10 protein-coding genes and 1 other annotated feature are annotated in these 13,978 nt (G+C 32.1%); all 10 genes read right to left on the bottom strand.

Annotation, left to right across the window (positions count from 1 at the left end; all coding sequences use genetic code 11):
* Positions 1–664 precede the first annotated feature (664 nt).
* The 10 genes from serS to recF all read right to left on the bottom strand — a co-directional run bounded on the left by serS (position 665) and on the right by recF (position 13,891).
* Positions 665–1,945 (bottom strand): serine--tRNA ligase, encoded by a 1,281-nt coding sequence (serS, locus tag RR561_RS08750; protein ID WP_332507475.1) that lies wholly within the window; start codon positions 1,943–1,945, stop codon positions 665–667.
* A gap of 281 nt (positions 1,946–2,226) precedes the next feature.
* Positions 2,227–2,432: a binding site (T-box leader), on the bottom strand.
* Between the two features lie 232 nt (positions 2,433–2,664).
* Entirely contained in the window at positions 2,665–3,795 is a 1,131-nt protein-coding gene (locus RR561_RS08745; protein WP_332507473.1) for a cell wall-binding repeat-containing protein, read from the bottom strand.
* A gap of 512 nt (positions 3,796–4,307) precedes the next feature.
* Positions 4,308–5,126 carry a mechanosensitive ion channel family protein gene (locus RR561_RS08740; RefSeq protein ID WP_332507471.1) on the bottom strand — a complete coding sequence of 273 codons (819 nt, stop codon included), beginning with the start codon at positions 5,124–5,126 and terminating at the stop codon, positions 4,308–4,310.
* 140 nt (positions 5,127–5,266) lie between these two features.
* Complete coding sequence (locus tag RR561_RS08735) at positions 5,267–6,658, bottom strand: glutamate decarboxylase (protein WP_332507469.1); 1,392 nt, start codon at positions 6,656–6,658, stop codon at positions 5,267–5,269.
* Positions 6,659–6,879: 221 nt separating this feature from the next.
* Positions 6,880–7,662, bottom strand: a complete 783-nt coding sequence (locus RR561_RS08730) for a SigB/SigF/SigG family RNA polymerase sigma factor (RefSeq protein WP_332507467.1) — start codon at positions 7,660–7,662, stop codon at positions 6,880–6,882.
* Positions 7,662–8,069, bottom strand: coding sequence for an ATP-binding protein (locus RR561_RS08725; RefSeq protein ID WP_332507465.1), 408 nt, complete (start codon positions 8,067–8,069; stop codon positions 7,662–7,664). Before RR561_RS08725 ends, RR561_RS08730 begins: the two co-directional genes overlap by 1 nt.
* 2 nt (positions 8,070–8,071) lie before the next feature.
* Positions 8,072–8,389, bottom strand: a complete 318-nt coding sequence (locus RR561_RS08720) for an STAS domain-containing protein (RefSeq protein ID WP_332507463.1) — start codon at positions 8,387–8,389, stop codon at positions 8,072–8,074.
* Between the two features lie 17 nt (positions 8,390–8,406).
* Positions 8,407–10,851 (bottom strand): DNA gyrase subunit A, encoded by a 2,445-nt coding sequence (gene gyrA / locus RR561_RS08715; RefSeq protein ID WP_332507461.1) that lies wholly within the window; start codon positions 10,849–10,851, stop codon positions 8,407–8,409.
* A 16-nt stretch (positions 10,852–10,867) separates the two neighbouring features.
* Complete coding sequence (gene gyrB / locus RR561_RS08710) at positions 10,868–12,775, bottom strand: DNA topoisomerase (ATP-hydrolyzing) subunit B (RefSeq protein ID WP_332507459.1); 1,908 nt, start codon at positions 12,773–12,775, stop codon at positions 10,868–10,870.
* On the bottom strand, positions 12,776–13,891 hold the full coding sequence (gene recF / locus RR561_RS08705; RefSeq protein ID WP_332507457.1) for a DNA replication/repair protein RecF: 1,116 nt from the start codon (positions 13,889–13,891) through the stop codon (positions 12,776–12,778).
* Positions 13,892–13,978: the final 87 nt, after the last annotated feature.

Raw genomic sequence — 13,978 nt, 5'->3', positions numbered from 1 at the left:
AAAGCTACACCCGCGGTGGTGTACCCCTTCGTGCGAACATAATCAACACTATGACTTGGATTATACTATATAATTATCGATTTATCAATATCAAATTTTTTATTTTTTGTATTAATCAAATAATTCTATCTATTTGTTTTGAATACACATCTCTTTTCATCAACATATTAGGGAAGCTTGATCCATTTTACTATTTATATTTTTTATTTATATTTTCATTTTTTACCAAGCATTTATTTTTATTTTCCCTATCTTGATACTTCTAATATGAACTTTTCCAAAATTTTTATATTTTCTATTTTATTTTTACTCATTTTATTTTTATTTCTATTCATAAACACATTAATTTTGGATTGTTTTTTTTATTATCTCTTGTTTTAAAATATAAATTATATGTATTTTCTCATTTACTTTTAGATTATTTATTTTGTTTTCATCACCCTTATTTTGTATTGATTTTTACTTCATTTTAACTTATCTCGATTTTGCAAATTATTATTTATACACTCTTTTTCTTGAATTTATTTATATAAATTTATATAAAAATAACTAGAGTCTTCTAGTTTATTATAGAAAAACTCTAGTTATATAATTTGTATATTCAATTATTAATTTAAGTTATATTATATACTCTAATATCTCTTATAAAGTTTTATAAAAATTATTACTTTATAACATCACAGTTCATGTATGGCTTTAATAGTTCTGGAACTACTACTGTACCATCAGCCTGCTGATAGTTTTCAAGTATAGCAGCTACAGTTCTACCTACTGCAAGACCTGAACCATTTAGTGTATGAACAAATTCAGTCTTAGCCTTTCTATCTCTCTTAAATCTTATATTGGCTCTTCTAGCCTGGAAGTCTTCAAAGTTTGAGCAAGAAGATATTTCAACATATCTATTGTAACTTGGCATCCATACTTCTATATCATACTTCTTAGCTGCAGTAAATCCTAGGTCACCTGTACATATCTTCACTACTCTGTAAGGTATATTTAATAACTGAAGCATTTCTTCAGCATCGTGAGTAAGCTTTTCTAATTCATCATAAGAATCTTCTGGCTTAACAAACTTAACTAGCTCTACCTTGTTGAACTGGTGCTGTCTTACAAGACCTCTTGTGTCTCTACCTGCAGAACCTGCTTCTGATCTAAAGCAAGGAGTGTATGCACAATGCTTGATTGGAAGCTTTTCTAGGTCTAGTATTTCGCCTGCATACATATTAGTTACAGGAACTTCTGCAGTTGGTACTAGATAGTAGTTAAGTCCTTCAATCTTGAACATATCTTCAGCAAACTTTGGAAGCTGACCTGTTCCTATAAAGCTGTTTTCATTTGCCATGAAAGGTGGTATTACCTCTGTATATCCATGATGATCACTATGATAATCCATGAAGAATGCTATTAAAGATCTTTCAAGTCTTGATCCTAATCCCTTATATACAGTAAATCTTGATCCTGTAATCTTACCAGCTCTTTCAAAGTCTAGTATGTCTAGGCCTGTTCCCACATCCCAGTGAGCCTTGTAATCAAAATCAAACTTAGTAGGTTCTCCCCATCTTCTGATTTCCACATTATCTTCATCAGTTTCTCCCTGTGGAACATCTGGATTTGGAACGTTAGGTATTCTAAGAAGTCTATATCTTAATTTATCTTCAACTTCCTTTAATTCAACATCAAATCCCTTGATGCTATCAGATAACTTCTTAAGTTCTGCCTTTACTTCATCTACATTTTCACCATTTTTCATCATAGTTGGAATCTTCTTTGATTCAACATTTGACTGGTTCTTCATTACTTCAACTTCTTTAAGTATTTCTTTTCTCTTGTCATCTAGTGCTATTACTTCATCAAGGTCCTTAGGATCGAATTCTCCTTCTCCTCTTCTTCCCATCAAAACTTTTATTTCATCTAAGTTTTCTCTTATTCTTTTTACTTCTAACATATCTTTTCTCCTTTAATAAAATTGTTTATAATATCCTTAACTGCAATGAATTTTTTATAAAATATTATACCTTACTACTCAAAATCAATATTTTAATCTATGCTAACTCCTTTAATAACATTTACCATTTTCTTAAATCAAAATCAATTTAAAAATAATAAATATTTAGCTAGATATTTTACAAAAATTTAAAACCATAAAAACTGCTTTTAAAAATCTAAGTTTTGCTTAAAAACAAGCAAAATATCTGATTTTGGGTATAAAAAAAGACCAACATCCCTATAAGGGACGAAAGTCACATTCCGCGTTGCCACCCTAGTTGATTATAAATATAATCCACCTCATACCTTTATCGCAGGCATACGTCTAGTACTATTTCAAACTAGATGCTCCAGAGTAGATTCGAAAGATTTTGTAGAGGATTTTCAGCGACCATCCACTCTCTAAATACAATAATCAAACTACTAGGCTCCTTCATTGCTCCATATTTAAATTTGTATGAATACATTATATATCAATAAATGATTTTTATCAAGTTTTTTATACAAAATATTGCCTCAATTGTATCTTTTTAAAATTCATTGCTAATTATCCTTTACTTTAAGATAATATAAAATCATTTTAAACTTCTTTTATTTTTCTTTAATTATCTATTTTTAGTATTTCACTGAAATTCATAAAAAGGTTAACTATTTTTCAGCTAACCTTTTTTATATTATTTAATTAAAGTTTTTAAGCTTATTTTCAACATCTTTAGACACAGATCTTTCTCCACCTACTATAATTACATTTTTTATATTGTTTTCTCTAATGTATTTTTCAGTATCTTCATTTAGTTTATTTGGCTCAGTAAGAAGTACTGCAGCATTATTTTGACTGGCTATCAAACTAGATGACAGAGCATCCGGATAGTCCTGTCCATTTACCAAAACTACTGTATTTATATCTTGATGCAGAACTATTTTGTAGGCCTTTGCTATTTCTACAGCTGTCTGATACCTGTTTTTACCGCTGATTCTTCCCCATGTTCTATAAGGTTCATAAGTTTCTTCATCATCTACCATCAATCTATTTTCAAACTCTGCTCCATAGAAATAATCTCTCACTCTATACTCTTCAGGAACGCTTTCATATCCACCTATTATAAATCTATTACTAAATACTGCGTATTCATTTTCACCCAACCACATATCTGAAAGATCGTCTATGCCAAATAAAGCAGTTGCTTGCACGGCACTCGTCTTTGCCACAAATGGAACTGCTGATAGCAAATCAGGAAATTTATTGTCATTTATATAAATTACATTACCTATATCTCCTCTATTTTCTCCTTTGTGAAGAGTTTCAAATATTACAGTATCTATATATCCATCTAAACTCATTTCGTCACAACTTCCATGTATATTACAATATTTATTATTATCATCTATTCTTTCAACCCTTATTCCCCTAGATAAAAGAGTATTGTCTATGCTTTTATCTAATTTAGAATAGTCCCCTAGCACGTATACTCTTTTGACCTTGAGTCTGTTTAGCTCATTTAAAATATCACTTCTCATTCCATGGCTAGGATTAACAAAATATGGCACCTTTAAAGCCGATGCCATATAACTAGCATAAAGAGCTGTCTTAAAATCATTGCCACTAGCGATTACTGCAAGGTTACCGTTTGCCTGATTCATATATTTTTTATTGGCATTTACTGCGGTTTCGTATCGATCCCAACCGGATACTCTGCTGACACTAATGTTTTGCTTGGGTACTTGATCCTGTTTTTCATCAGCCTTTACCCCCGATATACTTGACATAAAAAATATAATTCCCATAGATATTGCTATTAATTTTTTCATATATACCCCCCCATTTTTATGATATTAATTAAAATTATAGCATATAAATTTATAGGAAACTCTATATTTATAGTTTTTGTAAATTATTTACAAAAATAATTTTTTCAAACTTGCTTTATTCTAAAATACTCTCGTTTTTTCTTGTCTTTTGCTAAACTAGTTAATCAGTTTTTATAAAAAAACACATAGAGTCAAACTATTTAAGAAAAGATTATATATTCAAATATAGCTCGCTATACTCTAAACTTTTGATATATCGATTAATATATTGTTTTAAAATTCATATGATGCTCATTTGAGTTGGTTTTATAGAAAATATTATTTCAAAATTCATATTATATTGCTCAGTTGAATTAATTTTCGCACAAAAAAGAGCCGTAATATATTACAGCTCTTTTTAATAAAATATGATTTTAAAGTGTTAATACTTCTTCTTTAAAGTATTGATATTACTTATTTTTGTAGACATATATCAAACTTTATGTCTTATCTGACTCTATTATAAATACCTTCTAAATATTACTAATTATATTTACCTGAGATAATTTGATGTCATTAGTATCAAATTCATGTTTGAATTCTTCCATCAACTTGTAATATACATCCCAATAATCATCAGTCTTTACCCACGGTCTGGCTATGAATTTAATCATATTATTGTCCATGGAGTCTACTCCCAGCAATGGAGCTGGTGCCATAAGTATTCTTGTTTCTTCTTCAAACAACCTTTCAGCTATTTCATATAGTTTCTTAACATCTGTATCATATTCAACATTAAAGGCAAAATCAATTCTTCTTCTGTCCTGTGATGTGTAATTAATTACAGGGTTTGAAGTAATCATTGAGTTTGGAACTATTATCAGCTTGTTATCTACTGTCTTTAATGTTGTAGAAAACATTTGTATTTCAAACACACTTCCCTCTACATCTTCGCAAAGTATATAATCGCCTATTTCAAATGGTTTGAAAAATAATATTATCATACTAGAACCAAGGTTTGCCAGTACTTCCTTAAATGCCAAACCTATACTGAAACCAGCAGCACCTAGTATAGCTGCAAATGATGTTGTATTGACTCCCAAACCACCCAACGCCTGTATAAAGGCAATCATAATGATTAGTACCTGAGCTAAGTTGATCAAGAAACTGATTATTCCTACACTCGATTTATATTTATAAAGCATCTTAGTGAGTGCTTTTTTTACCATTCTCGCTATTAAAACACCAATTAATATTGTCAATATTGCTATTATAAAAGATGGCAATTTATCCATAAAAGCATCTAGTGATTTATTAAATATCGTGGTTTGTTTTTCTATTGATTCTTCCATATATTCACCTCCATATCAAAATATATACATATGATTATAGCATATTATGTATATATTCAATAAGAAAAATAAGCTCCTAATAATTTAGGGCCTATTTTTCTTAATAACATTATAACATCTATTTAAACATACTAGATATGCTAATGCGTAAATCCAAATGTTTTTATTTCGTCCTTATCATGATACAAAATCCTTGCATTGTCCAAATCATCAATCGCTGACTTTAGATCTTCTATATAGGCATGAGCTGTATTCATACCTAGATCTGATCTTACCACTATTCTCTGAATTACTATATCCGACAAGTTATCTGGAAGAGGGTAAGCTGGAACCTGCCATCCCTTCATCAATAGCCTATCAGCTAGTTCATAGAGATTCCACTCTCTGTTTACATCATCCTTTAGACGATAGCACACGATTGGAAGGTTATATCCATCATTATATATATAAAACATACCTGTTTTTTCAAGCTCACTAGAAATATATGTAGCAACATCTCTAGTAGATGTATGAATTTCTCTATATCCATCATATCCCAATCTCAAAAAATTATAGTACTGACCAATTATATGGCTTGCACTATGAGAGAAGTTAATTGCTATAGTAGGCAGTTCCCCTCCCAAATAATTAACTTCAAAGATCAATTCTTCTGGGAGAAATTTTTTATCTCGCCATACTATCCAGCCAATTCCTGGATATACAAGTCCATATTTATGACCTGATGTATTGATTGATACAACATTTTTGAGTCTAAAATCCCACTCCAGCTCTGGATTTACAAATGGAGTAAATAAGCCTCCTGACGCTCCATCTATGTGCATATATACCTTTATATCGTGTTCGGCATTATACTCCTCTAGCTTGGCGTCTAGACCCTTTATATCATCGAACTTACCTGTATATGTAATTCCTAAAAGTCCTACAACACCTATAGTGTACTCATCCACATAATCCAATAGTTTATCTGGATTTAAGCTTAGATTATCCTCGTCCATAGGGACAGCTCTTAGCTCTATATCCCAATAAACACAGAACTTCTTCCAACAAACCTGATATCCAGAAGTAATTACAAGATTAGGTTTTTTGGCATTTATATCTACTCCTGCAGATTTTGCCATCTCCCTCCATCTAAACTTCATCGCCATACCACCTAACATACAGGCTTCAGATGATCCAACAGTAGATGTTCCTATGAAGCTTTTATTTGGATTTGCATTCCAAAGATCTGCTATTATATTTACACATCTTTTCTCTAGTTCTGCAGTTCTAGGATATTCTGATTTATCTATAGCATTTTTGTCCATTGTTTCACTCATCAGCTTACTAGCTTCATCAATCATATATGTTTGGCAAAATGTAGCTAGATTCTGTCTAGCATTTCCCTCATTTAATAATTCATCTTTAACCAACATATAGGCATTTCTAGGATTGACTGGGTCTTTGCTTATTTTTTCTATAGGAACTCCCATATTTTTACTCACTCCCAAAGATGGAGCATTTGCATCTTTATCTAGTTTGTACTTATCACTCATACCACGGCCTCCTCTGCAAATATCTTTGCTAAAACAATAATAAATATAAATTCTAGCATTAACATTGTCATAATATAATACTTAAATAAATCTATCTATAATTATATCATAATTGTCAGAAAATTAAGATACAATTGTTTTATCTATACCCCCAAAAATGCATATTAAAAAAGTACCACCATGATTTCTCACAGTGGTACTTGATTTATTAGTTAAAAATACTATATTTCGACACCTTTAAGGTATTCTTTTCTTAGTTTCTCAACTATCTTCTTTTCCAGTCTAGATACTGTCATCTGAGATATTCCCAGTTCATCAGCTATCACTGACTGTGTTTTATTATCAAAAAATCTTCCTTCAATTATACTGACCTCAAGATCATTTAGATTCTTCATAAATCTATTCAAGAAATCTTTTTGTTCAATATCAGAAAAATTCTTTTCTTCCATCCCCACTCTATCTCCAAGCGTCATGTCCTTATCTTCCGAATCATCATTGCTAGGTGTATCTAGTGATATTGGCTGATATCCATAAGAAGCTTCCATAGCTTCTAGTACGTCCTCTTCTGTCACCTCCAGATAGCTGGCTATCTCAAACGGAGTAGGACTCTTCTTAAATTCTTGCTCAAGATGTAGCTTGGCATTACTTATTTTCTTGCTAAGCTCCTGAATCCTTCTAGGAACTCTCATAGTCCAAACTTTATCTCTAAAATACTTCTTGATTTCTCCCACTATTGTTGGTGTCGCAAAACTTGAAAATTCAAACCCCTTAGATACATCATATCTGTCAATAGCATAGATAAGAGCCAAAGATGCTACTTGATATATATCTTCATAGTCAACACCCTTATTTATATACTTTCTAGCTAATATCTTCGCTAGGTAAAGATGTTTTTCTATTAATATATTTCTTACGGCTGTGTTGCTCTTATCCTCAGAAAAAACCTTAAAGAGTTGCTTTACTTCCATTTCCTCGTAATTTTTTTCTGTGGCCATTTGATTCATTATTCTTCAACTCCAACCATTTTAGTCATTTTAATTATTGTACCCTTTTTTCCACAAGTGCATACATCTACTTCATCCATAAGAGTTCTTATTATAAATAATCCAAGTCCGCTTGTTTTCGGATCTTTAAGATCTGGGTCTTCTACACATTCCATATCATATCCAATTCCCTTATCTCTTACTTCAATGGACAATCTATCCTCATAAATATAGAACATTATTTCAAAGTCTTTTTCTTCGCTGTGCTTTATAGCATTAGTACAAGCTTCAGATATCGATACTTTTAAATCTTCTATATCGTCTAATGTAAATCCCATCTTACTTGCAATACCTGATGTTGTCAGTCTTACTACTGATACAAAGTTAGGATTACTAGACATACTCATGTTAATTACTTCGTATTCCACGACTATCCCTCCATACGTATAATCTGGTCTAAGCCAGTAATTTTAAATATTTTCTTTACATTGTCTTTTGCATTCAAAATTGAGATATCTTTTTTTCCCTTTCTCAATTTTTTCATAGCTCCAACAATTACTCCAATGCCTGTAGAGTCAATATATTGTAAGTCAGACATATCTATTTTAACATTAGAAAATTTATTATCTATATTGCCATCTAATTCCTTTTTTAAATCGTCAGCACAAGAAACATCAAGCTCTCCTGAAATCTCAACAATCCAACTGTTACTATCGTTTTTATAATCTGAGTTAATATTCAATGACATAGTCAGCCTCCTATTATTTATTCAATCTCATCTTCACGCTTTAGTTTAGCTATAGATACCACTTCTACTTGCTCATCTGTTCTCATTAGTTTCACACCACTTGTAATTCTTCCGTATATTGATATTTCTTCAACTCTGATCCTTATCAATACTCCATTTGAGTTAAGCATCATTATCTCATCGTCTTCATTTACCAGTGTTGCTCCTACTATTTTACCAGTCTTAGAGTTGATATTATAAGTCTTTATTCCCTTACCAGCTCTTATCTGAGGTCTATATTCTTCTATATCAGATCTCTTACCAAATCCATTTTCACTAATTACTAATAGATCGCTTCCTTCACTGACAAGATCCATAGATACAACTATATCTTTTTTGCCTAGAGTTATACCCTTGACACCTGTAGCTGCTCTACCCATTGCTCTGACATCTGTTTCGCTGAATCTGATACTCATGCCATCTTGAGTTACTAGCATAACTTCTTCATCACCATCAGTCATCTTAACTCCGATTAGCTCATCGCCATCTCTTAGGTTGATTGCTATTAATCCTGATTTATTTATATTTTTGAATTCACTTATCTTAGTCTTCTTTACGATACCATTTTTTGTACCCATAAGAAGAAATTCTGATTCATTCTTTGTATCATCATCTGGATTAAATGATATAGTTCTAGCTATTTTTTCCCCTGGATTTAGCTGTAGGAGATTTACTATAGCTGTTCCCTTTGAAGTTCTCTTTCCTTCTGGAACTTCATAAGCGTTTAATCTGTATACTCTACCCCTATTTGTGAAGAATAACATTACTGAGTGAGTTGTTGTAGAGATAAGGTCTGTTACGAAATCTTCTTCCCTAGTTGTAAGGGCTGATATTCCTCTTCCACCTCTTTTTTGACTTCTATAAGTATCTGCTGGAAGTCTCTTAACATAGCCTAGATGAGTAAGAGTTATTGCTATTTCTTCTTCTTCAAATAGATCCTTTATGTCAAATTCTCCTTCTGCAGGTTGAATATCTGTAAGTCTTTCTCTTGCAAATTTATTTTTAATTGCAAGCATCTCATCTTTTATCACTCCAAATAACTTATCTTCATCAGCAAGTATACTTTCTAAATACTGTATTTTTTCCATAAGTTCATTGTATTCTTTATCTATCTTGTCTCTTTCAAGACCAGTTAATCTTTGAAGTCTCATATCAAGTATAGCCTGTGACTGTATTTCTGATAAACCAAACTCTTCAATCAAGCTTTCTTTAGCTATTTGGCCAGTCTTTGAGCCTCTTATTATCTTAATTACTCTATCTATATTATCTAGTGCTATCTTTAGACCTTCTAATATATGAGCACGATCCTGAGCTTTCTTCAAATCAAACTGAGTTCTTCTAGTTATAACATCTTTTTGATGTTCTACATAATAGCCTATTATTTCCTTTAAATTCAATACTTTTGGACTTCCATTTACTAATGATAACATAATTATACCAAAAGTATCCTCTAGCTGGGAATGTTTATATAAATTATTTAGAACTATATTAGCATTTATATCTCTTTTTAGCTCTATAACTATTCTCATTCCATGTCTACTACTCTCATCTCTAAGGTCAGATATTCCCTCAACTCTTTTATCTTTAACTAGCTCAGCTATTCTTTCTACCAATCTAGCCTTATTTACCTGATAAGGAATTTCTGTTACTATTATTTGCTGTTTTCCCTTAGGAAGTTCTTCTATTTCTGCCTTTGCTCTAACTTTTACCTTACCTCTACCTGTTCTATAAGCACTTTTTATTCCTTCAGTACCAACAATAGTAGCTGCTGTAGGGAAGTCTGGTCCCTTTACTATCTTTATTAAATCATCCACTTCACATTCACGATTATCTATATAGTGAACTGTGGCATCTATTACTTCACCAAGGTTGTGCGGTGGTATAGATGTTGCCATACCTACTGCTATACCATTTGATCCGTTAACCAATAGATTTGGATATCTAGCTGGTAAAACTAGCGGTTCCTTCAATGTTTCATCAAAGTTTGGACCATAATCTACTGTTTCTTTCTCTATATCTCTAAGTAGCTCTAATGCAAGCTTACTCATTCTAGCCTCTGTATAACGCATTGCCGCTGGGCTATCACCATCGACTGAACCAAAGTTACCTTGTCCATCTACAAGCATTTCTTTAGTAGAGAAATCCTGAGCCATCTTTACCATTGCCATATAAACTGAGCTGTCTCCATGTGGATGGTACTTACCCAAAACGTCACCGACTATACGGGCTGATTTTCTATAAGGCTTATCTGGAGTAATCCCCTGTTCACTCATTGAGTAAAGTATTCTTCTATGAACAGGCTTTAGACCGTCTCTTACATCTGGAAGAGCACGACCAGCTATAACACTCATAGAATAATCTATGTATGATTTTTTCATTTCATCTGATATTTCTATCGGAATGATTCTACTTGTTTTTTCCATTTAATCAGCCAACCTCCTATATATCCAAATTTCTAACATATTTTGCATTTTCTTCTATAAACTCTCTTCTAGGAGCTACTTTATCTCCCATAAGCATTGAAAATACTTCATCAGCTACTATTGCATCTTCTATTTTGACCTGAAGAAGTGTTCTTGATTCAGGGTCCATAGTAGTCTCCCATAGCTGTTCTGCATTCATCTCACCAAGACCTTTATAACGAGATACTTCAGCTCCAGTTCTACCCACTTCATCTAGAGTGTCACTTAGTTCTATATCTGAAAAGGCATAGTGATCCTTCTTTGATTTTTTGATTTTATATAGTGGTGGTTGCGCCGCATATACATAACCTTCTTCTATCAAAGGCTTCATATATCTAAAGAAGAATGTAAGAAGTAGTGTTCTTATATGAGCACCATCGACATCGGCATCGGTCATAATAATAATCTTATGATATCTAAGCTTAGATTCATCAAAATCATCACCTATACCACAACCAAATGCTGTTATCATATTCTTTATTTCTTCTGATGATAAAACCTTATCCAATCTAGATTTTTCAACATTCAATATCTTACCTCTTAGAGGAAGTATCGCCTGAGTATTTCTATCTCTACCAGCTTTTGCAGATCCACCGGCAGAATCACCTTCGACTAAGAATATTTCACTCTTAGCGGGAGACTTTTCTGAACAATCCGCTAGCTTACCTGGAAGAGAAGTCATATCAAGTACGCTCTTTCTTCTAGTTAGTTCTCTTGCCTTTTTTGCAGCTTCTCTTGCTCTTTGTGCTCTCAGGCATTTATCTAGTATTATTTTTGCTACTGTAGGATTTTCTTCCAAGAAAGCTCCTACTTCTTCATTTGTAATACTTTCCACTAGCCCTCTCATAAATGTATTACCTAGCTTTGTCTTAGTCTGACCTTCAAACTGTGGTTCAGGAAGCTTTACAGAAACAATTCCTGTAATACCTTCTCTTATATCTTCGCCAGATAGGTTGACATCTTTTTCTTTTAAGAAATTATTTCTTCTAGCATAGTCATTTACAACTTTTGTAAGGGCTGTTTTAAATCCTGAAAGATGGACTCCACCTTCATGAGTATTTATATTATTTGCAAATGAATAAATATTTTCTGAATATGAATCAGTATACTGTAAAGCTAGTTCTATAGTACATCCCTTTGCTACCTTATCAATATATATAATTTGATCATGTAGAGTTGTTTTTGTTCTATTTAGATACTTTATATATTCAACCAATCCACCAGTGTAGTGGAATGTTTTTATTTTTTCATGTCCTTCTCTTTTATCTTCAAATGTAATTTTTATTACTTTATTTAAGAAAGATAGTTCTCTAAATCTATATTCCAATGTTTCATAGCTAAACACTGTTTCATCGAATATGCCCTTGTCTGGCATAAAAGTAATAGCAGTACCGCTTTCTATAGTCGCATCTCTTACTGCTTCTATCTTAGTAGCGGCTCTTCCTTTTTTATATTCTTGTCTATATACCTTACCATCTCTTGTAACTTCAGCTACTAACCACTCACTTAACGCATTAACTACAGATACGCCGACTCCGTGAAGTCCACCTGATACCTTGTAGCCTCCTCCACCAAACTTTCCTCCAGCGTGAAGGACTGTCAGTACAGTCTCTAGAGTAGATAGACCAGTTTTTGGATGTACCTCTACTGGTATACCTCTACCATCATCTTTTACAGTTACGCTATCATCATTGTTTAGAGAAATATATATCTCTGAACAATTTCCAGCAAGTGCCTCATCTATACTATTATCTACCACTTCATATACTAGGTGGTGTAGTCCTTTCGGTCCAGTTGTTCCTATATACATACCAGGTCTTTTTCTAACTGCTTCTAAGCCTTCTAAGACCTGAATTTGATCTGCACCATACTCGTTATTTGACATTTAATTACCTCCATTTTCAATCTTCACAACCTGACCTTCTTCAACATAAAATACAGAATAATTATTCTCACTTAATATGTTTTTGTGAAGAGGATCTGCAGATGTGACAAACATCTGTATATCTTCTAGTTTTTCTACTAGCATTTTTTGTCTATTCTGATCCAGCTCGCTAAATACATCGTCTAAAATCAGAACTGGGTAGTCACCTAACTCCCTTTTTATTAGCTCTATTTCTGATAGCTTTAAAGAAATCGACGCCGTTCTCTGCTGCCCTTGCGATCCATACAGCCTAACATCTATATCATTTATAAAAATACCTAAATCATCCCTATGTGGTCCAATCTTGGTATTTCTATTTAATAAATCTTGTTGTCTACTTTCTTCAAGCTTTTCTAACATTTTTTTTCTTATATCTTCCAGAGTAGTGTCTTTGTCTATATCCAATTGATTCTTATACTTTATAGTCAAATTTTCTTTATCTGATGTCAAATCTTTATGAAGTTTATTTGAAATATCAGATAACTTGTCTATAAATTTTGTTCTAATTGAGTATATTTCTCCCCCAAAATTTGCTAGACCCTGATCATAGACGTCTAGTAAATTGTTATCTACCCTCTGTGATTTAAGCAATCTATTTCTCTGATTTATCACCTTATTGTAGCTAGTCAGAAGATTATAGTATCTTGGCATTATTTGACTTATTTCTTTATCTATGAAGGTACGTCTTTCCTTTGGACCATCCTTTACAAGCTTTAGGTCCTCTGGTGAAAACACCACCACATTTAAATTTCCAAGTAGTTCCTGGATGGATTTTATGGATACTCCATTTATTTTTATTCCTTTTTTGTCTTTGGTAATCACTATCTCTATCTTTTTATCTATTCCATTTCTAGTAAATGAACACGCTGTATATAGATTTTCACTGTCAAATCTAATTAACTCCTTATCCCTATTTGTCCTAAATGACTTACCAATTGACATAAGTGTTAGTGATTCAACTATATTAGTTTTACCTTGACCATTCTTCCCTAGTATTAAATTTATATTTCTATTAAATTCAATTAGTAAACTTTCATAATTTCTATAATTTACTAATTTTAAACTATTTACATACAAACTAACACCTACTTTTACTAATTATATAACCTTTTTATTGCAATATTAGCCATTAAGCTAGAATAATAAAGTCATAATCATATAGTT

This window comes from Peptostreptococcus sp. (assembly GCF_036639115.1).
Classification (GTDB): Bacteria; Bacillota; Clostridia; order Peptostreptococcales; family Peptostreptococcaceae; genus Peptostreptococcus.
The sequence above is the reverse complement of the archived record's forward strand: the minus strand, read 5'-3'. Positions and strand labels throughout refer to the sequence as shown.